Below are 20,608 nucleotides of genomic sequence, written 5' to 3'. Positions count from 1 at the left end.
ATGGGTATGAAAAAATTTTTAATCGTCATTTTTTGTAGTTTTTCGCTTGTCGCTTGTAAAAACAATCAAGCTAAAAAAACTGATTTAAACGAAAGCGATATCAAACAAGAATCAAAAAAGTTACAAGCTTTTTTTGAACGTACATTTCAAGAAGACCTTAACGATTCGCCGATGTTTCAAACGCGTTTAGGCAAGAAAAACGATTATGGCAAATGGGATGATTTTTCGCATCAAAAATATGCAGAAGATCTCAATAAAAATAAAGAGCGTTTAAGCTATTTAACCGATAGCATCAATAAAAATGCTTTGTCAGATCAGAAGTTGTTAAGCTATCGGTTGATGAAGCAAAGCTTAGAAAATAAAATTGCAGATTACGAATACCGTTTTTATACTTATCCGGTAAATCAGATGCACGGTTACCAATCTGGTTTGCCTGCATTTTTAATAAATCAGCATCAAATCGATTCGGTTGAAGATGCAGAAGCCTACATTCAACGCTTAATCGGGTTAGAAAAGGCATTTGAGCAGATTACAAAAAACATGCAGATTAGAGAGAAAAATGGGATTTTACCTCCAAAATTTGTATTCAGTAAAGTGTTAGACGATTCAAAAAATGTGATAAGCGGTAAACCTTTTGATGATTCTAAAAGGGAAAGTATTTTATTAGAAGATTTTTCTTCAAAAATTGATCAGCTTTCTATTTCGGCGAAGCAAAAAAAAGAATTAAAAGTTAAAGCAAAACAAGCGCTAGTAACTTACGTAAAGCCAGCTTACCAGCATTTAATAAGTGTTTTAAAAGACGAAGATCAACGCGCTACATTAGACCATGGGGTTTGGAAATTTCCAAAAGGAGATGCGTTCTATAAAAATAGATTACAACGTATTACGACTTTAGGTTTATCACCTGAAGAAATTCATCAAATGGGCTTGAAAGACATTGAGCGCATTCATGGAGAAATGAAAAGGATAATGAAAAAAGTAGGCTTTAAAGGAAGTTTACAAGATTTTTTCAATTTCATGAAAAATGATGAACAATTTTATTATGAAAATACAGAAGCCGGAAAGCAGCGTTATTTAGCAGAAAGTAAATCTTTTATCAATGAGATGAAAAATCACTTAGATGAACTTTTCTTAACGCTACCTAAAGCTGATATCAAAGTTAAGGCGGTAGAAGCTTTTCGGGAAAAAAGTGCCGGAAAAGCCTTTTATCAAAGTCCGGCGATAGACGGTTCGCGTCCCGGAATTTTTTATGCTAATTTATATGATATGAAAGCCATGCCTACCTATCAAATGGAAGCTTTAGCTTATCACGAAGGTATTCCCGGTCATCATATGCAATTAGCTATTGCTCAAGAATTAGATAGTATACCAGAATTTAGAAAGCACATTTTTTTCACAGCTTATGTGGAAGGTTGGGGATTATACAGCGAAAAAATTCCAAAAGAAATCGGATTTTATAAAGATCCTTATTCAGATTTTGGTCGGCTCGCAATGGAACTTTGGAGAGCTTGTAGATTGGTTGTAGATACGGGAATTCACGCTAAAAAATGGACACGCGAAAAAGGAATAGAATTTTATAAAAACAATACACCCAATGCAGAAAGTGATTGTGTAAAAATGGTTGAACGACACATTGTAATGCCGGGCCAAGCAACTGCTTATAAAGTTGGTATGAATAAAATTTTATCTCTGCGTAAAAAAGCTAAAAACGAACTTGGAGAAAAATTTGATATCAAGAAATTTCATGATGTGGTGCTTTCTAACGGAGCAGTACCATTACCAATTTTAGAAGAAATGGTAGAAAATTATATAAATTCAGCAGAATGAAAGCGCTCAAAAACATAGGTGTTTTAACTTCCGGGGGAGATTCTCCGGGAATGAATGCTGCCATTAGAGCAGTGGTACGCGCTTGCAAATTTAATAATGTAGATTGTATAGGAATTTACAGAGGATATCAAGGTTTAATTGAAGGAGATTGTATTGCGTTAGATGCACGTTCAGTTAAAAATGTTATTAATCGTGGCGGAACTTTTTTAAAATCGGCACGCTCTAAAGATTTCTTTTCTGAAGAAGGAAGAAAAAAAGCCTTTAATAAGTTACAAGAGCATCATATTGATGCATTGGTAGCTATCGGTGGTGACGGTACATTTGCAGGAGCTTCTGTTTTTTATGAGGAACACGATTTTCCGATTATTGGCGTTCCCGGAACAATAGATAATGATATTCGTGGAACAGATTTCACCATCGGTTATGATACCGCTTTAAATACCGTTATTGAAGCGATCGATAAAATTAGAGATACAGCAAATTCTCATAATCGTTTATTTTTGGTTGAAGTAATGGGGAGAAATGCGGGCGACATTGCTTTAAATGCAGGAATTGGAGCAGGAGCGGAAGAAATATTAATCCCAGAACAAGATATGGGCGTAAATCGCTTGGTAGAATCTTTAAAGCGAAGCCGAAAATCTGGAAAAACTTCCAGTATTGTCGTAGTTGCTGAAGGCGATAAAATAGGAAAAAATATTTTTGAACTTGCCGAATATATTGAAGGTAATTTTGAAAATTATGAAGTCCGGGTTACGGTCTTAGGACATATTCAGCGTGGCGGTGCTCCTAGTTGTTACGATCGTGTTTTGGCAAGTCGATTAGGAATTGGTGCAGTTGATATGCTTTTAGCGGGAGAAAAAAATGTAATGATTGGTATTCAGCACAAAAAATTAGTCAGTGTTCCTTTTGCTGAAGCAATTGCAGGAACTAATGAAATTGACTTAGATTTATTGCGCGTGGCAGATATTACTTCAATTTAAAAAAATGAGCTATGAAAAAAATAAATATTGCGATAAACGGATTAGGTAGAATTGGAAGAATTGTTTTTCGAATTGCCAGTAAAAATGATAATGTAAATATTGTTGCAGTAAATGATTTGATGCCGGTAGAACAGTTAGCCTATTTATTAAAATATGATTCTGTTCATGGAAAATTTGATCAATCTATAGCTGTAAAAAATGATAATCTTTTAATTGACGGAAAAGAAATAAAAGTGACTTCAGAAAAGGAGCCCGAAAACCTTCCTTGGAAAAAATTAAATGTAGCTATTGTTTTAGAATGCACGGGTATTTTTAAAACCAAAGAAAAAGCATCAAAACATTTAGAAGCCGGCGCCAAAAAAGTAGTTATTTCTGCACCATCAGAAGATATTCCTATGGTTGTTATGGGCGTAAATCATCAAAGCATTTCGGCTGACGACCAGTTGGTTTCTAATGCCTCTTGTACTACCAATTGTTTAGCACCTTTAGCAAAAGTTTTACACGATAATTTTGAAATAATTGAAGGTTTAATGACTACTGTTCATGCCACAACATCTTCACAATTTACGGTAGATTCTGCTTCTAAAAAAAATTACCGATTAGGAAGAAATGCTAATGTAAATATTATCCCGACAAGCACCGGAGCTGCAAAAGCAGTTGGAAAAGTTATTCCGGATTTAGAAGGAAAATTAAGCGGAATGGCTTTTCGTGTACCTACACCAGATGTTTCTGTGGTAGATTTAACCGTACGACTAAAAAAAGAAGTCAGTTTAGAAGAACTTAAAAAAACTATAAAAAGTGCCGCTGAAAACGATTTAAAAGGAATTCTAGGCTATACTGAAGAAGGAGTTGTCTCGCAAGATTTTGTATCAGAATCCAGAACCAGCGTTTTTGATGCTGATGCAAGTATGGCATTGAATAACAACTTTTTTAAGCTAGTTGCCTGGTATGATAATGAGTTTGGATACGCGAGTAAATTAGTAGATTTATCATTATACGTGGCATCACTTTAGTTTTTATAAAAGCTTTTTTTGGGCCTATCGAAAGTTTATCGTAATATTTGAAGTGAAGTTCTCGTGAAATTTTAGACTGTTTGAGTTGAACGAATTTTCTAGTTTTATTAAATTTCAATAACGAGTTTCTAAATCTTAGAGAAGGAGCAAAAAAAATTAGATAAAGTTTCGTAAGTCTATATTTTTTTGATTCGTTTTTTCATCAATGGAAAAAATGAATACATTAACTATTTAAGATAGAATTGATTTTAAATTAAAAATAATCAAACAAACTATGCTTTTACTCGCCGACGGTGGTTCTACAAAGTGCGATTGGATTCTTTTAAATGAAGCAAAAGAAGAGGTTTTTCGTACACAAACTAAAGGATTAAATCCGAGTGTTTTTTCTGAAAAAATTATTCGTGAACGTGTTGAAGCGAATACAGCTTTACAAGAATTTTCAAGTCAAATTCAACAAGTAGATTTTTACGGAGCAGGTTGCGGAACGCCTTTACCTCAAAAAAAATTAAAGTCAATTTTCGAGGTTTTTTTTAAAAAAGCACAAGTTAATATTTTTGAAGATACCTATGCGGCAGTTTATGCAGCAACATCAATGCCCGGTATTGTTTGTATTTTGGGTACGGGTTCTAATAGTTGTTATTTTGATGGTAAAAAAATACATACACCAATAGCTTCTTTAGGTTTTGTTGTGATGGACGAAGCGAGCGGAAATTATTTCGGAAAAAAATTGATTCAAGATTATTTTTATAAAAAAATGCCTTCAAAAATTGCTAAAGAATTTGAAGCTGCATTTAATTTAGATCCGGATGAAATCAAATTCAATTTATATCAACAAGAAAACCCAAATGCTTACTTGGCTTCTTTTGCGGCTTTTATCTTCAGTAAAAATGAAATAAATCCTTATTTTGAAAAAATAATTACCGAAGGAATTCAGGTTTTTATAGAAAATAGAATTTTACCAATTCAAGAATCTGCTGAAGTTCCTATTCATTTTGTAGGCTCAATTGCTCATTTTTCAGAAAAAATCATTAAAAATAGCTTAAAAACTTATAATTTAGCTGCTGGAAATATAATTCGTCATCCCATAGATCAATTAACCCAATATTACCAAAAAAAATAAATTTTAATGCCCTTAAAATCAATTAATCCTACCGCTACTAAAGCTTGGCGAGAATTGGCTGTTCACTTTCATGAAATCAAAGATGAACAAATGCTAAATTGGTTTGAGCAAGATCAACAACGGGCAGAAAATTTTTTGATAGAATGGGAAGATTTTATAGTAGATTTTTCTAAAAATCGGATCACACAAAAAACTCTTGATCTATTACTTTCTTTAGCTGAAGAAATAGACCTTAAAAATGCAATAGAAAAACAATTTAAGGGAGATTATATCAATCAAACCGAAAATCGAGCTGTTTTACATACTGCTTTGCGAGCCAAAGAGAAACCGAAAGAAGTAGCACAAGCTTTAGCTAAAATAAAGCAATTTTCTGAGGAAATAATTGAAGGAAAATGGAAAGGTTACACCGGAAAACAAATTAAAACTATTGTTAATATTGGTGTTGGCGGAAGTGATCTTGGACCAAAAATGGTCACAAATTCTTTAGCTTTTTATCAAAATCATTTAGAAAGTTATTTTGTTTCTAATATGGATGGTGATTTAGTTCATGAGGTTCTTCAAAAGATAGATATGGAAACAACTTTAGTTATTGTTGTTTCTAAAAGTTTTGGAACAAAAGAAACGATTACCAATGCTAAAACGGTTAAAAAATATTTTGAAGAAAACGGCTGTACAGATTTAGAAAAACATTTTGTAGCGGTATCTGCCAATACAGAAAAAGCAATTGAATTCGGAATTAAATCGACTCAAATTTTCCCGATGTGGGATTGGGTTGGCGGTCGATTTTCTTTGTGGAGCCCGGTTGGGTTGGCTATTGCGTGCTGCATTGGTTATAAAAATTTTGAGCAACTTTTAGAAGGCGCTCAACAAATGGATGAACATTTCAGAAATGAAGATTTTGATAAAAATATTCCTGTAATTTTAGCATTGCTAAGTATTTGGTATAATAATTTTTTTGAAACAGAAACCGAAGCCGTCGTTCCATATTCGCATTATTTACAAAATTTTGTTCCTTATTTACAGCAGGGGATTATGGAGAGTAACGGAAAAAGTGTTTCAAGAAGTGGAGAAAAAATCAGTTACCAAACCGGAACCATTATTTGGGGAGAACCGGGAAGTAATTCGCAACACGCATTTTTTCAATTATTTCATCAGGGAACAAAAATAATTCCGACAGATTTTATCGGTTTTAAAAAATCGCTTCATCAAGATAAGTTCCACCACAATCAATTAATGGCCAATTTTTTTGCTCAAACTGAAGCTTTATTAAAGGGGAAAAGTAAAGCAGAAGTAGAAGAGGAGTTACAAACATTATCTAAGGAGGAGCAAGAAAAAATATTACCTTATAAATTAGTTTCCGGTAATAAACCGACCAATACTATTTTAATAGAAAAACTTAATCCAAAAACTTTAGGAAGTTTAATTGCGATGTACGAACACAAGTTATTTGTACAAGGTATAATTTGGAATATTTTCAGTTATGATCAGTGGGGAGTAGAGCTTGGTAAACAGTTAGCATCAGGTATTTTAGATCAGATTGAATCCAGAAAAATTGGTGAAAATCAAGATTCTTCTACAAGAAACCTTTTAAAGAAATACCTTTCTTAATTTATTGTTTTATAGACCAAAGCTTTATTCTATAAAATTATCCTTACATTTAAGAAAAGGATAACTACATGCTAGTAAAAGTTTATGGAAGTGCTGTATTTGGGGTAGAGGCAACCACAATTACGGTAGAAGTGAATATTAATAAAGGAATTGGCTACCACTTGGTAGGGTTGCCCGATAACGCTATTCGAGAAAGTAGTTATCGCATAGCAGCAGCTTTACAAAATAACGGTTACAAATTACCGGGTAAAAAAATCACCTTAAATATGGCACCTGCAGATTTACGTAAAGAAGGTTCTGCATATGATTTAACTTTAGCATTAGGTATTCTTACCGCTTCTTCACAAATTAAAGCTAAAAAAATAGAAGATTATTTAATTATGGGAGAACTTTCATTAGACGGAAGTTTACAGCCCATAAAAGGCGCGCTCCCAATTGCCATAAAAGCTAAAGAAGAAGGTTTTAAAGGCTTTATTCTTCCTAAACAAAATGCTGCAGAAGCAGCCATTGTTAGTGGCTTAGATGTGTATGGAGTCGAAAATATTACAGAAGTTATTAATTTTTTTGATAAAAATGAAATATTAGAACCCACCATTATTGATACGCGAAAACAGTTTTATGAAAGTTTACAGCATCCTGAACACGATTTTTCTGATGTAAAAGGACAAGAATCTATTAAGCGTTGTATGGAAATTGCCGCTGCAGGTGGTCATAATATTATTTTAATCGGTCCTCCAGGCTCTGGAAAAACAATGTTAGCAAAACGCTTGCCGAGTATTTTACCACCGATGAGTTTACACGAAGCACTAGAAACCACAAAAATTCACAGTGTTGTAGGAAGAACAAATGAAGTTAACGGTCTTTTAGCACAACGCCCATTTAGAAGTCCTCACCACACAATTTCTGATGTTGCTTTGGTTGGTGGCGGTTCATATCCGCAGCCCGGTGAAATTTCTTTGTCGCATAATGGCGTATTATTTTTAGATGAATTGCCAGAATTTAAACGAACCGTGTTAGAGGTTATGCGGCAACCGCTAGAAGATCGTGAAGTAACTATTTCGAGAGCGCGTTTTACAGTAACTTATCCATCTAGTTTTATGTTAGTAGCTAGCATGAATCCTAGTCCGGGAGGTTATTTTAACGATCCTGATGCTCCGGTTTCTTCTTCACCCGCCGAAATGCAACGTTATTTAAGCAAAATTAGCGGTCCCTTATTAGACAGGATCGATATTCACATTGAAGTAACACCAGTGCCTTTTGATAAATTAAGTGAAGAACGAAAGGGAGAAACGAGTGCAGAAATCAGAAAACGTGTCACCGAAGCTAGAGAGCAGCAACATAGTAGATTTAAAAATTATGAAAATATTCATTATAATGCACAAATGGATGTTAAACAAATCAGAGAATTTTGTAAGTTAGATGAAAATTCTAAAAATTTGTTGAAAACTGCAATGGAGCGTTTAAATTTATCGGCGAGAGCTTATGATCGGATTTTGAAAGTTTCAAGAACAATTGCAGATTTAGAAGGTGTAGAACAAATTTCTGGAACACATATTAGTGAAGCAATTCAATATAGAAGTTTAGACCGTGATGGTTGGTTAGGATAGAAATTATGAGAAAAATAGTAGTTGCATTATCGATTATCAGTTTGTTTAGTTGTAAAAATAAGGATGCTGATCTTGAGAAAAATAATCCTCAAAAAGTTGAGGAAGATACTAGCTTGGTGGAAGAGGTATCAAATAAAATAAAAAATGTTGATCCGGTTATTTTAACCAAAGAACAAGCCGATAAATTAGCGGAATTGCCTTTAGCGTGCATCAATAATCAATACCCTTATAAACTCGGGCAAACATTAACCTCTGAAGCCGACTTAAAAACTCCAAAAGAACTTCATCCTGCGTTTTATGGCTGCTTTGATTGGCATTCTTCAGTTCATGGACATTGGTCTTTAGTAAGTTTACTAAAACAATTTCCTAATTTAAATAAAGCTGAAGCTATAAAAAAGGCGTTAAAAGAAAGCTTGTCACCAGAAAACATTCAGCAAGAAGTTGCTTATTTTCAGCAGGAGCAAAATAAAAGTTTTGAACGTACTTATGGATGGGCTTGGGTGTTAAAATTAGCAGAAGAAATTCATACTTGGGACACTCCTCTAGCAAAAGAATTGGAGAAAAACCTACAACCATTAACCGATAAAATAGTAGAAAATTATATGACTTTTCTACCAAAATTAAATTATCCTATTAGAGTAGGAGAGCACGAAAATACTGCTTTTGGATTAGCTTTTGCCTATGATTATGCACAGACTACAGCAAATGAAAAATTCATAAATTTAATTGCCAAGCGTGCAAAAGACTTTTATTTAGAAGACGATAATTGTCCGATTTCTTGGGAGCCTGGCGGTTTTGATTTTTTATCGCCTTGTTTAGAGGAAGTTGCCATTATGCAACGCGTTTTATCTGAAACTACTTTTAAAATTTGGTTAAAAGATTTTATGCCTCAATTAATGGATAAGAATTTTGATATTGAAGTTGCTGAAGTTTCTGATCGTGAGGATGGAAAACTCGTTCATTTAGATGGCTTAAATTATAGCAGAGCTTGGGTTTTCTACAATTTGGCAAATAAATATCAAGAAGATTTTAAACATCTCCAGTTCGTTGCCGATAAACACGTAGCGCATTCTTTTCCTAGTTTAATGGGCGATTCTTACGAAGGCGGACATTGGTTAGGAACCTTTGCTATTTATAGTCTTCAGCAGCGACAAAACTAATGTGTTATGACTATCGATTTAAATTGTGATTTAGCAGAAGGAGGAAAATTCGATAATCAATTAATGCCACTTATTTCGTCTTGTAATATTGCTTGTGGAGGACATTTTGGTAATGATAAAACTGTAAAAGAAGCAATAAAGCTAGCGATAACACATCAAACGAATATTGGTGCGCATCCTTCTTATCCTGATCAAGAAAACTTTGGTAGAGTTTCATTAGATATAAATACTGATGAATTAAAAAGTACGCTTAGAACGCAAATTTTACGTGTAAAAAGTACTGCAGAGGAATTTGGCGTTAAGTTACATCATATAAAACCTCATGGAGCTTTATACAATGATATTATAAAAGATGAGGAAAAAGCACAATTGGTAATTGATGTTGTGCACGAAATAGATGAAAATTTAATTCTTTTTGTCCCTCCAAAATCAGCTGTAAAAAAAATAGCAAAAGGAAAATTAAAAACTTGGACAGAGGGTTTTGCAGACCGAAATTATGAAGCTGATTTTAGTCTGGTTTCGAGAAAAAAAGAAGATGCTGTTTTGCACGAAAAAGGAGTTATTTTTAAGCACGTTTTTTTCATGATTTCTGAAGGAAAAATTCAGTTAAAAAATGATAAAATTTTAATGGCAAACTTCGATACGATTTGTGTTCATAGTGACACGAAAAATTCAGTTGAAATATTGACTTTTTTACGTGAAAAATTAGAAGAAAATAACGTTCATATTCAATAGGGGATGAGTTATAAAAATCCAACATTTAGCGCTTTTGGAAAACAAGCTATTTTAATAACTTGGGAAGAAATTATTGACGAAAAACTACTCAAATTTATCCTTCAATACAAAAATATAATCCAACAAAATACAATTAAAGAATCAGTTGAAGTAATAAATACATATAATTCATTATTAGTTAATTATAAATTTGTAATAGATAATATCTATAATGAAATTTCAGATATTAAAAAGCTATCAGAGGGTGTTCAATTTTCCGACACTGTAGAAGTAAATCAATTTTCAATTCCTGTATGTTATGATGAAAAATTTGGAATCGATTTAGAAGAAATTAGCGTCAAAAATAAACTTGAAGTTTCAGAAATAATTTCTCTTCATACGCAACCGAATTATACGGTATTTTTCACTGGATTTTTACCCGGGTTTTTATACCTTGGCGGACTTAAAAAAGAGCTTTATATTTCACGTAAAAAGTCACCGCGTTTAAACGTTAAAAAAGGTGCTGTAGGAATTGGTGAAAAACAGACCGGAATTTACCCGCAAAATTCTGCCGGTGGATGGCAACTAATCGGGAATTCTCCCTTGACTTTTTTTGATACTTCTGCTAAAAATCCGAGCCCTTTTCAGGCAGGTGATAAATTAAAATTCGAAGCCATTTCTTTAAAAGAATATGACGAAATAAAAAAGCAGGTAACAAATAATTCTTTTCAATTTCAAAAAGAAGTTTATGAGTATTAAAATTCTTCAACCAGGATTATTTAGTACAATTCAAGATCGAGGTAGAGTAGGTTTTGCTAAATTCGGCATTCCTAAAAGTGGCGCGATGGATTTATATTCCGCTAAAATTGCCAATCTTTTACTGGGAAATTCAGAAAATGAAGCCTTGATGGAAATCACCTTAATCGGTCCGAAATTAGAATTTACAGAAGCTACGCAAATTTCTATTACAGGTTTATCGGCTTCAGCAAAGTTAAATAATGATGAAATAGGTTTAAACAAAGTATTTGAAATAAAAAAAGGGGATCAACTTCATATTAAACAAATAAGTCAAGGAGCGCGAATTTATTTGGCAGTAAAAGGCGGTTTTGAAATAGAAGAAAAGTTAGGTAGTAAAAGTATGTACGCGCCAATTACAAATTCATCTAAAATTGAAAAGGGAGACGAAATCTCCTATCATCCTTTTAATTTTTCAGAAGAAAAAAAACACGCTCATATAAAATTCAATAATGATTATTTTAATGATGAATTAGAAGTTTTTGCGGGACCTGAGTTTGAACAACTTTCTGAAACTATGAAAGCAAATCTATTACGCAAGGAATTTTCGATTTCAAAAAATAATAGTCGAATGGCGTATCAATTAGAAGAAAAACTTGAAAATAATTTACAAGCCATTCTAACGCAACCGGTTTTACCGGGAACGGTTCAATTTACACCATCAGGAAATATAATCATTTTAATGCGCGATTGCCAAACTACGGGTGGTTACCCAAGAATTTTTCAATTAACAGAAGAGAGCATCAATAAATTAGCGCAAAAAAAACAAGGAGATAAATTAACCTTTAGATTGATTAATTTGTAGCGCAAGCATTCCAAAGCGGATCATTTGGTAAATCGGAGACAAATGAAATTTCTTCTTTTTTAACCGGATGAATTAAGCTTAGTTTTCTTGCGTGTAAATGTATGCTTGCATCTTTGTTGCTACGATCAAACCCATACTTTAAATCGCCTTTAATTGGACAACCAATAGCTGATAATTGACTTCTAATTTGATGATGTCTACCTGTTTCCAGCTGAATTTCTAACAAAAAATAATTCTCAAGTTGCTTAATAATCTTGTAGTGAAGAATTCCCTTTTTACTGTCAGGAACTTCATTTTTATGGGAATACGATTTATTTTGCTTTTGATTTCGCTTTAAATAATGAATTAAAGTGTCTTGCTTTTTTGGAGGTTCATTTTTTACCAGCGCCCAATAGGTTTTTTCGGTTTTCTTTTCGGCAAATAATTTATTTAATCGCGCTAAAGCTTTTGAGGTTTTGGCAAATAAAACAATTCCGCTAGTTGGACGATCTAATCGATGAACTACGCCAAGATAAACATTCCCGGGTTTATTATACTTTTCTTTTAAATAACTTTTTACAACTTCACTTAAGGGTTTGTCACCGGTTTTATCGCCTTGTACAATATCACCGGCACGTTTATTTACCACAATTAAGTGATTGTCTTCATAAATTACTTGCAGATTATTTTTATGTGAGATTTTTTTTTCTGACACGAACTTAATTATTTCTCAAATTTATTTTTAATCGCTCTTTCTGTTATAATAATTAAGAGAACTGCACCAATTAAAATAACCAAGGTTTCCGCTATAATTAAAACTTCATTTGATACATTAATAAAAAATATTAGTAATGATATAAGGCAAAAAATAATTCCTGTTTTAATCAATAAAACTGCAGAATGGCGTTGGGAAAAATCCCATTTCTCTTGAGACTCCATCGATTTGCTAGTGCGATAACCATATAAAGAATTAATTTCTTTAGGAGGAAATTTATACATAATAAATCCTAAAAGGACAAAAACAAAACCAGACAAAAATAATGGACTAAGAAAAAAATCAATCCCCATTTTCTATAGTTTAATACTGCTCATCTTCATTAGGAAAATCTCCTGATTTTACATCATCATTATACCGCTGAAAAGCACCGGTCATTTCCTTATGCAAATCAAGATATCTACGTAAAAAACGTGGGTTAAATTCGTGTGTCATTCCAATCATATCGTGAACAACTAGTACTTGTCCGTCAACTCCGTTTCCAGCACCAATCCCAATTACGGGAATTGAAATACTCTCGGCAACTTCTTTTGCTAAAGTCGCCGGTACTTTTTCTAAAACAACGGCAAAACACCCAATTCGTTCTAGCATTTTGGCGTCTTCTTTTAATTTGATTGCCTCTTCTTCTTCGCGAGCACGAACGGTGTACGTTCCAAATTTATAAATAGATTGCGGGGTTAAACCTAAATGTCCCATTACAGGAATTCCGGCTTTTAAAATTCGTTTAATCGATTCTTTTATTTCTTTTCCGCCTTCTAGTTTTACGGCATGTCCGCCGCTTTCTTTCATAATTCTAATAGAAGATCTAAGTGCTTCTTTCGGGTCACTTTGGTAACTTCCAAATGGTAAATCTACCACTACTAACGATCTGTTAATTGCTCTAACAACCGACGATGCGTGATAAATCATTTGGTCTAAAGTAATTGGCAAAGTAGTTTCGTGTCCCGCCATTACGTTAGAGGCAGAATCTCCTACTAAAATCACATCAATTCCAGCGCCATCTACAATTTGTGCCATCGTGTAATCGTAGGCCGTTAGCATCGATATTTTTTCGCCATTGGCTTTCATATCAACAAGTGATTTTACGGTAACGCGCTTATATTGTTTTTTTGCAACAGACATTTTTTTCAAATTTAATTGCTGTAAAAGTACTAAATTAGTAGACCAACATCAAAAGATTAACGCGATGAAGAAAATACTTTTCCTTTTGCTATTTATAAATTTTTCATTCCTTTCAGCACAAGAAGATTATGCAAATCCTCGAGAGACTGTAAAGGTTTTTTTTGAAGCTTTTCATGAGCAAGATACAAATACACTTAGATCGTTGGCTTTTGAAGAATTTCAGTTAAAATCTATTTCTAGAGATGAAAATGGAGCGTTGAAAATTACCGTAAAAAATTATTCAGAATTTTTAAAATCTATTAAAGAAATTCCGTCAAATGTGGTTTTTGAAGAACGCTTATTAAATTTCGAATTTAATAACGATGGTAAATTAGCCAATGTCTGGACCCCTTATGAATTTTATATCAACGGAGAATTGAGTCATTGTGGCGTTAATAATTTTCAATTGGTAAAAATCGAAAGTGACTGGAAGATAATTTCAATTGTAGATACTAGAAGCAAAGAGAATTGTCAAGAATAATTTTTGTAATTCTATTGTTAAGCACATTTTATACTACACAAAAGAGTAAAATTTTAATACATTAGCTAAAAAAATAAAAATGAATTATATACTTTTTGATGGTTCTGTTCGTAATCAATTATTGCCTTTCACTTACACACGTCCAGTTGCCGATATTCGTGTCGGTATTTTAACTATTCGCGAGAAGTGGGAAAAATTCTTAGAATCAACAACTACCACTATTACAGAAGATTATTTAGCAGATAAATGGCCAATGGTAGAGCTGGAAGAAAATGTAATGATAAACGCTTCATTTTTTCCTTCGAAAAGTTTAGTAGATCAAGTTCACCAGTTAAAATCGAATCAAGTTTTAGTATTTCAAGATAAATTTGTAGCGTTTAAAACTGCTGAAGATCAAGAAATTGATTTAGATCATTTTGAAGAAATAGATTTAAAAGAAACGCCACTTTTCATAGAAAATACCTGGGATATTTTCGCTAAAAACGGAGAAGCTATCGCGGCAGATTTTGAAATTTTAACTGAAGGAAAAACTTCAGCTGAAATTCCCGAATCCGTTTTTTGCGTCAATAAAGAGCAAATTTTTGTAGAAGAAGGCGCAAAATTAACCATTGCTTCATTAAATGCCAGCAACGGACCAATTTACATTGGGAAAGATGCAGAAATTATGGAAGCTTGCAGCGTTCGCGGTCCTTTTGCACTTTGTGACCATGCGACGTTAAAAATGGGTGCTAAAATCTACGGACCAACCACAGTTGGACCACACAGTAAAGTTGGTGGCGAAGTGAATAACTCGGTTATTTTTGGCTATTCCAATAAAGGTCACGATGGGTTTTTAGGAAACTCTGTTTTAGGTGAATGGTGCAATATTGGCGCCGATAGTAATAATTCTAATCTTAAAAATAATTATGCCGAAGTCCGTTTGTGGGATTATGAAACTGAAGGTTTTGCTCGAACCGGATTGCAATTTTGTGGTTTATTAATGGGGGATCATTCCAAATGCGGCATTAATACGATGTTTAATACCGGAACCGTAGTCGGCGTAAGCGCAAATATTTTTGGGGCAGGTTTTCCAAGAAATTTTATACCAAGTTTTAGTTGGGGCGGAAGCAGCGGAACCACAACCTACAAAACCAATAAAGCTTTTGAAGTTGCCGAAAAAGTTATGCAGCGTCGTTCCATTGAATTTTCAGAAGAAGATAAAACAATTCTAGAACACGTTTTTGAGCAAACCAGTAAGTTTAGGAGAAGTTAATTTTTAGGCAAATCCCTTCGGGTCGAGCTATCTGCTATATCTTTTAAATTTTTTCAAATTTTAAAGGATGCCGCGACTATCCCTTTTGCAAAAGCATTTTAAGACTCTTATAAACATGATTTGAAGTAATATTTTTAACAGTTGTATATTGTTGTTGTCAATTATTATTGTTATTATTAAATACTATTAATCATAATATCAGTATATTATGAAAAATTATCTTTTAGTATTTCTTTTTATTTTTACTTTATTTTCCTGTAATGAGGACAATAATAATGAAGGAATAAACAGCTTAGAAATACCTAATCATGAAATAAATAATATTGTAAATACCAATAATAAGGAAATCAACTCGACCAATAGTACTTTTGTTCCTAATGAACAAGTGATTGCTACATTTCAAGCAGAACTTTTAAATCATTTAAAACTTGCTGATAGTATTAATTTTACAGAAGCTCGTGTTATAGATTATACTTTAGTAAGTAATGATCAAGGTTTTTCTTAAAAACATTTTATTCTAATGATTATACTTCTACAACATCTCTATCAAGAACAGAGCAATATCTAAGTCTTCAAAATACAACTTGTACTAGTAAAGCTTGTTCAGATAGTGAAACAGAATGTCAACCTAAAGGAAATAAATGTACAAAATGTACTTATGGACCAGGAGACTGTACAAGAACTACTACTAGCGGAGAATGTCATAGTTGTGCTACTAATTTAGTTTACAAACTTCGCGCCGATTAAGAAGTAACATATTTAGATAAAAAAGAGGTCTTATTTAAGACCTCTTTTTTTATATTTAAAGAATTAGAATATAACTTAAATCCCCGTATAATTTTGTGGGGTAATTGCTTTTAATTCGTTTTTGATTTCTTCAGAAACATCTAGCGTTTCAATAAATTCAGCAATACTTTTTGCGTTTATTTTTTCGTTAGTTCGGGTTAGACCTTTCAACGCCTCATAAGGATTTGGATACGCTTCTCTACGTAGAATAGTTTGAATTGCTTCAGCAACAACCGCCCAATTATTTTCTAGATCTTGATTTAGTTTTTCTTCGTTCAATAAGAGTTTATTCAATCCTTTTAAGGTAGATTTTAAAGCAATTATTGTATGTCCTAATGGCATACCGATAATTCGTAAAACCGTACTATCTGTTAAATCACGTTGTAAACGACTCACCGGAAGTTTAGCCGATAAATGCTCGAAAAGTGCGTTGGCGATTCCTAAGTTTCCTTCACTATTCTCAAAATCAATCGGATTTACTTTATGCGGCATAGCAGAAGAACCAACTTCACCTTTTTTAATTTTTTGCTTAAAATAATCCATTGAAACGTAGGTCCAAATATCACGATCTAAATCAATTAAAATCGTATTGATTCTTTTAAGTGCATCAAATGTTGCTGCCATATAATCGTAATGTTCAATTTGGGTAGTAGGGAAGGAGTGTTTCATCCCTAGACTTTCTACAAAACGAGTTCCAAAGGCTTTCCAGTCAATTCCCGGATAAGCAACCTTATGTGCGTTAAAGTTACCGGTAGCACCACCAAATTTTGCTGCCGTTGGGGTTTCCTTTAATATAGTTAATTGCTCTTGAATTCGGACAACAAATACTTCAATTTCTTTTCCTAATCGAGTAGGAGAGGCGGGTTGACCGTGCGTTCTGGCAAGTAATGGAATTTCTTTCCAATCGTTTGCCAAACTTTTTAATTTTTCGATAACGGTATCAAGTTCAGAAAAATATACTTCTTCAATCGCATCTTTTAAACTTAAAGGAACAGAAGTATTATTGATATCTTGAGAAGTTAAACCAAAATGAATAAATTCTTTAGATTCACTCAAACCAAGCTCATCCATCCGTTTTTTAATAAAATATTCAACCGCTTTTACATCATGATTAGTTACCGCTTCAATATCTTTAACCGCCTGTGCATCTTCTACATTAAAGTCTTTATAAATTTTTCGCAACTTAGGAAAAATAGAAGATTCTACTTTGGTGAGTTGCGGTAAAGGAAGTTCGCAAAGCGCTATAAAATATTCTATTTCAACTTTTACGCGGTATTTAATAAGGGCTTCTTCACTAAAAAATTGAATAAGCTCGTTAGTTTTAGAAGCATACCTGCCATCTATGGGTGAAATTGCTTGAAGCGGATTCATGTGTTTTCGGTTAAAATTTTAAAGCGCAAAGATAAGGCTTCAAAAAGATTCTTTAAAAAAACTATGCACTTTATTTTTAAGGAATAGTTAACTGGTGTTCAGTATTTTTGTTGTTGTTATTTTATAGAAAATTAAAATAATAGTTGTATTTTTCTTCTCTAATTATTTGAAACAATGATTACTAAAGAAACACTGGTTAACGAGCTTAAGGATTTCCCTGAGTATTTTACAATTAATGAGTTATTAGAACGGCTTATTTTGATTGAGAAAATGAAAAGAAAAAGTATGAAATTGAATAAGAAAAGTAAAATTCCGATAGCCGAAGTTGATCAGGAAGTTGAGCGTTGGTTTAAGTACTAGCAATTTTTTGTAATATTTTTCTACTTCTAGCTTTGTATCCGGCAGAACCGGATGTATAATTTTGCTCTAAAATTAGCGCTAATTCTGCGTGTACCCAATCTTGTTCTTTCCCTAAAATATAAAGAGTTTGCATACTATAGGCTTGTGGCGCTACTTTTTGTGGTGTTATCATCCAATCGAAACAAATTGCGATTATTTTTTCTATTTCATTTTGCGTTAATCGAAAAGTGTTTTTTATAGATTCATGTTCTATCGCTGAGCGTTCTAATATTTTTGCCATAGGTCTAACAATTGCATCTTCTTTTGCATTTTCTGCTAAAATTAAAATATGATTTAAATGCCTAAAAATTTTAGAACTATCTTTTATGCAAACTAATTCTAATGCTCGAGCTGCTTTTGACCCTAAAGTATTTTTATTTTCTGAAATAATTGAAAAAATAGCCGATAAAAAATTTTCATGATTTAATAATTTTTCGGTAAATTTTTTCCGGTTTTCAGGATTTCTATTCAGTTCAGATAACTGATTTATGAATAGCTCTTCATTCATGATTTTGCTAATAATTTTTCGACTAACTCAGCAACACCTGTAGAAGCTTTTTTTGCAATTATCTCTAATCGCTCAGAAGAATTAACGGTAGGTTTTGGGTCAATAAAATAAATAGGAGAATTTTCGGGTGCATAATGCATTAAACTTGCAGCAGGATAAACTTGCATCGACGTGCCAATAATAATCACCAAATCTGCTTTTTCAACCAATTCCACCGCTACTTCTAACATCGGGACTTGCTCGCCAAACCAAACCACGTGAGGTCGTAATTGATGATTATGTTCGCAAAAATCTCCCTTATTAATATCATCTTTCCAATCCATAACCAAATCTGGATCAAATGTACTTTGTGCCTTAAATAATTCGCCGTGAAGATGCGTTACGTTAGAACTTCCGGCGCGTTCGTGTAAATCGTCTACATTTTGGGTAATTATTTCTACATGAAATTTTTCTTCCAGTTCCACTAAGGCGTTATGCGCTAAATTTGGTTCAACTTCTTTCAGTTGTCGGCGGCGTTTATTGTAAAAGTCGAGTACCAATTCTTGATTATTTTCCCAGCCTTGTGGCGACGCAACTTCCATAACATCGTGACCTTCCCATAGACCATTATCATCTCTAAAAGTTTTTATCCCACTTTCTGCGCTTACACCAGCGCCGGTTAACACTACAATATTTTTCATTAGTAAATTTTAAACTATAAATTTAATAGGAATTTTTTAATTGAAAAATTCTACTTTCGCAATATGAAAAATGAAGCTTTATTAGAACATCTAGGGTCTTATTTGACGCCGCGCAGAAAGGAATTATTTGATAAAAATATAGCCGAGCGCACTAATCATTTTACCGTAGCTATTGAAGATGTTTACCAATTGCATAATACGAGCGCTGTTATTAGAAGTTGCGATGTTTTTGGTATCCAAAACTTACACGTTACAGAAGAGCGTAACCGAAAAAGAATTGATAGAGAAATTGCAATGGGGGCACAAAAATGGGTGAATATTAATCGTTACCATACTGTTGATGAAAGCGTAGAAGCTTTAAAAAATAAAGGGTATAGAATTATCGCAACCACGCCACATAATGATGCGTGTTTGTTAGACGATTTTGATATATCAGAACCCGCCGCTTTATTTTTTGGAACCGAAAAAGAAGGTTTAAGTGATGAGTTACTAAAAAAAGCCGATGGATTTTTAAAAATACCAATGTTTGGTTTTACTGAAAGTTTAAATATTTCAGTTTCTGCTGCAATTATTCTTCAATGCTTAACTTCTAAATTAAAAGCAAGTGATATTCAATGGAAATTAAATGAGGAAGATTTATTTGATACTCGATTTAGATGGACTAAAAATTCAATAAAAAGCAGTGAAAAAATTATAGAACGTTATTTGTCTGAAAATGTAAATTCATAAAGATTTCGGCCTTCATCTCCATTCTCTTCATCTGCTAAATAAGCAGCATTTTTATTCTTAAAACAAATACTCTCTTTTTGTGTTTGATCACCCTCTAATGTGTAGGATTCGATTTTTCCTTGAAAAAAATGATCTTCTTTAAAATCTTTTATTCGCCAAATTTTTTCTTCACTTAAAAGTAAAATTTGATTGTTTTCTTGATTGATAGTTGCAGCAGTAATCCAACAACCGTGTCTATTGTTATTGCAAGTTTTATAAGTGTCAATTTTTTTAGCTTTATAATTTCCTGCTTTTGCAGGGAGTTTGTATAAATTTACGGTACCATCAGAATGTTTTGTTCTATTTTTTGTAAAAATATATAAATAACCATCTTTATAAATAAAAGCTTCTGAGCCAAAATTTCGGTTGCCTTTTTTTGCAGGAAATTCAGTTTGATCTTCAAAGGTAAATTCTATTTTTTCTGCTTTTGCCGTATCGCCTTGTTGAAGAAAACCATTAACAATATAAATGCTCAAATTCTTTCTGTCGTTAGCGTTATTACCAAAATCCCCAATGAAAAGAGTTCCATTATGATCTGTAGCTAAATCTTCCCAGTCAATGTTTTTAGCATTTTCAATCTCTACTTCCTTTTCAATTTCTCCATTTTCAGAAAAACCATATACAATGGGTTGGTTTCCAGAATCATTAATTCCCCAGATAAGGTTAGAATTATGTAATCTTTCAATTCCGCTTATTTCCTCTAAGTCCTTCGGGAGTTTAGCAAGACTTGAGAGTGACTGAGAGAAAGTGTGGATTGAAAATATTAAAAATAATAAGGGAATTAAACGGGACATAAAATTTTTAAGTTGAATGAATCAA

At 32.9% G+C, this 20,608-nt stretch carries 22 protein-coding genes; 15 read left to right on the top strand and 7 right to left on the bottom strand.

The features are described 5' to 3' along the window. Nucleotides 1–6 precede the first annotated feature (6 nt). The 10 genes from D9R05_RS01710 (at nucleotide 7) to D9R05_RS01665 (ending at nucleotide 11,629) form a co-directional block, all read left to right on the top strand. Complete coding sequence (locus D9R05_RS01710) at nucleotides 7–1,827, top strand: DUF885 domain-containing protein (protein ID WP_121665818.1); 1,821 nt, start codon at nucleotides 7–9, stop codon at nucleotides 1,825–1,827. Continuing rightward, on the top strand, nucleotides 1,824–2,807 hold the full coding sequence (pfkA, locus tag D9R05_RS01705; protein ID WP_121665486.1) for a 6-phosphofructokinase: 984 nt from the start codon (nucleotides 1,824–1,826) through the stop codon (nucleotides 2,805–2,807). The genes D9R05_RS01710 and pfkA overlap by 4 nt, the downstream gene beginning before the upstream one ends. 11 nt (nucleotides 2,808–2,818) lie before the next feature. Further along, nucleotides 2,819–3,820 carry a type I glyceraldehyde-3-phosphate dehydrogenase gene (gap, locus tag D9R05_RS01700; protein WP_121665485.1) on the top strand — a complete coding sequence of 334 codons (1,002 nt, stop codon included), beginning with the start codon at nucleotides 2,819–2,821 and terminating at the stop codon, nucleotides 3,818–3,820. Between the two features lie 274 nt (nucleotides 3,821–4,094). Next, nucleotides 4,095–4,940, top strand: coding sequence for an N-acetylglucosamine kinase (locus D9R05_RS01695; RefSeq protein ID WP_121665484.1), 846 nt, complete (start codon nucleotides 4,095–4,097; stop codon nucleotides 4,938–4,940). Between the two features lie 6 nt (nucleotides 4,941–4,946). Further along, the gene (gene pgi, locus D9R05_RS01690; protein ID WP_121665483.1) at nucleotides 4,947–6,548 is read left to right on the top strand and encodes a glucose-6-phosphate isomerase; all 1,602 of its coding nucleotides are present in this window, start codon (nucleotides 4,947–4,949) and stop codon (nucleotides 6,546–6,548) included. 68 nt (nucleotides 6,549–6,616) lie between these two features. Then, entirely contained in the window at nucleotides 6,617–8,155 is a 1,539-nt protein-coding gene (locus D9R05_RS01685; RefSeq protein ID WP_121665482.1) for a YifB family Mg chelatase-like AAA ATPase, read from the top strand. A 5-nt stretch (nucleotides 8,156–8,160) separates the two neighbouring features. Next, the gene (locus D9R05_RS01680; RefSeq protein WP_121665481.1) at nucleotides 8,161–9,315 is read left to right on the top strand and encodes a DUF2891 domain-containing protein; all 1,155 of its coding nucleotides are present in this window, start codon (nucleotides 8,161–8,163) and stop codon (nucleotides 9,313–9,315) included. Nucleotides 9,316–9,321: 6 nt separating this feature from the next. Next, nucleotides 9,322–10,050: a 5-oxoprolinase subunit PxpA gene (gene pxpA / locus D9R05_RS01675; RefSeq protein ID WP_121665480.1), complete on the top strand. Its 729-nt coding sequence runs from the start codon at nucleotides 9,322–9,324 to the stop codon at nucleotides 10,048–10,050. A 3-nt stretch (nucleotides 10,051–10,053) separates the two neighbouring features. Then, nucleotides 10,054–10,788 carry a 5-oxoprolinase subunit PxpB gene (pxpB, locus tag D9R05_RS01670; RefSeq protein ID WP_121665479.1) on the top strand — a complete coding sequence of 245 codons (735 nt, stop codon included), beginning with the start codon at nucleotides 10,054–10,056 and terminating at the stop codon, nucleotides 10,786–10,788. Continuing rightward, a complete protein-coding gene (locus tag D9R05_RS01665; RefSeq protein ID WP_121665478.1) occupies nucleotides 10,778–11,629 on the top strand; it encodes a 5-oxoprolinase subunit C family protein in 852 nt (283 codons plus the stop codon). The genes pxpB and D9R05_RS01665 overlap by 11 nt, the downstream gene beginning before the upstream one ends. Here the strand turns inward: D9R05_RS01665 and D9R05_RS01660 are convergent. The 3 genes from D9R05_RS01660 to panB are packed head-to-tail and all read right to left on the bottom strand — an operon-like array spanning nucleotide 11,619 to nucleotide 13,505. Further along, entirely contained in the window at nucleotides 11,619–12,323 is a 705-nt protein-coding gene (locus D9R05_RS01660; RefSeq protein ID WP_121665477.1) for an RluA family pseudouridine synthase, read from the bottom strand. The two genes, D9R05_RS01665 and D9R05_RS01660, sit on opposite strands and share 11 nt — an antisense overlap. 8 nt (nucleotides 12,324–12,331) lie before the next feature. Further along, the gene (locus D9R05_RS01655; RefSeq protein ID WP_121665476.1) at nucleotides 12,332–12,676 is read right to left on the bottom strand and encodes an SdpI family protein; all 345 of its coding nucleotides are present in this window, start codon (nucleotides 12,674–12,676) and stop codon (nucleotides 12,332–12,334) included. Between the two features lie 10 nt (nucleotides 12,677–12,686). Further along, the gene (panB, locus tag D9R05_RS01650) at nucleotides 12,687–13,505 is read right to left on the bottom strand and encodes a 3-methyl-2-oxobutanoate hydroxymethyltransferase (RefSeq protein ID WP_121665475.1); all 819 of its coding nucleotides are present in this window, start codon (nucleotides 13,503–13,505) and stop codon (nucleotides 12,687–12,689) included. Between the two features lie 64 nt (nucleotides 13,506–13,569). Here panB and D9R05_RS01645 point away from each other — a divergent pair, with 64 nt between their 5' ends. From D9R05_RS01645 to D9R05_RS01635, 3 genes are all read left to right on the top strand, one after another. After that, nucleotides 13,570–14,025, top strand: a complete 456-nt coding sequence (locus D9R05_RS01645; RefSeq protein WP_121665474.1) for a nuclear transport factor 2 family protein — start codon at nucleotides 13,570–13,572, stop codon at nucleotides 14,023–14,025. Nucleotides 14,026–14,104: 79 nt separating this feature from the next. Beyond that, nucleotides 14,105–15,277 carry a GlmU family protein gene (locus D9R05_RS01640; protein ID WP_121665473.1) on the top strand — a complete coding sequence of 391 codons (1,173 nt, stop codon included), beginning with the start codon at nucleotides 14,105–14,107 and terminating at the stop codon, nucleotides 15,275–15,277. 208 nt (nucleotides 15,278–15,485) lie between these two features. Beyond that, entirely contained in the window at nucleotides 15,486–15,782 is a 297-nt protein-coding gene (locus D9R05_RS01635; protein WP_121665472.1) for a hypothetical protein, read from the top strand. 317 nt (nucleotides 15,783–16,099) lie between these two features. Here the strand turns inward: D9R05_RS01635 and purB are convergent, their stop codons facing one another. Then, nucleotides 16,100–17,434, bottom strand: coding sequence for an adenylosuccinate lyase (gene purB / locus D9R05_RS01630; RefSeq protein WP_121665471.1), 1,335 nt, complete (start codon nucleotides 17,432–17,434; stop codon nucleotides 16,100–16,102). A gap of 174 nt (nucleotides 17,435–17,608) precedes the next feature. On the opposite strand from purB, the gene D9R05_RS01625 reads away from it, so the two are divergent. Continuing rightward, nucleotides 17,609–17,794: a hypothetical protein gene (locus D9R05_RS01625; RefSeq protein ID WP_121665470.1), complete on the top strand. Its 186-nt coding sequence runs from the start codon at nucleotides 17,609–17,611 to the stop codon at nucleotides 17,792–17,794. Here the strand turns inward: D9R05_RS01625 and D9R05_RS01620 are convergent. Next, nucleotides 17,784–18,341, bottom strand: a complete 558-nt coding sequence (locus D9R05_RS01620) for a hypothetical protein (RefSeq protein WP_121665469.1) — start codon at nucleotides 18,339–18,341, stop codon at nucleotides 17,784–17,786. The two genes, D9R05_RS01625 and D9R05_RS01620, sit on opposite strands and share 11 nt — an antisense overlap. After that, a complete protein-coding gene (locus tag D9R05_RS01615; protein ID WP_121665468.1) occupies nucleotides 18,338–19,021 on the bottom strand; it encodes an SIR2 family NAD-dependent protein deacylase in 684 nt (227 codons plus the stop codon). Before D9R05_RS01615 ends, D9R05_RS01620 begins: the two co-directional genes overlap by 4 nt. Before the next feature lie 63 nt (nucleotides 19,022–19,084). Between D9R05_RS01615 and D9R05_RS01610 the strand changes: the two genes are divergently transcribed. After that, on the top strand, nucleotides 19,085–19,750 hold the full coding sequence (locus D9R05_RS01610) for a TrmH family RNA methyltransferase (protein WP_121665467.1): 666 nt from the start codon (nucleotides 19,085–19,087) through the stop codon (nucleotides 19,748–19,750). On the opposite strand, the gene D9R05_RS01605 is transcribed toward D9R05_RS01610, so the two are convergent. Beyond that, complete coding sequence (locus tag D9R05_RS01605; RefSeq protein WP_121665466.1) at nucleotides 19,723–20,583, bottom strand: hypothetical protein; 861 nt, start codon at nucleotides 20,581–20,583, stop codon at nucleotides 19,723–19,725. The two genes, D9R05_RS01610 and D9R05_RS01605, sit on opposite strands and share 28 nt — an antisense overlap. Between the last annotated feature and the right edge of the window lie 25 nt (nucleotides 20,584–20,608).

This window comes from Mesonia aquimarina (genome assembly GCF_003667275.1).
Taxonomy (GTDB): Bacteria; Bacteroidota; Bacteroidia; order Flavobacteriales; family Flavobacteriaceae; genus Mesonia; species Mesonia aquimarina.
Note: the sequence above shows the minus strand (reverse complement) of the source record. Positions and strands in the feature narration are given on the sequence as shown.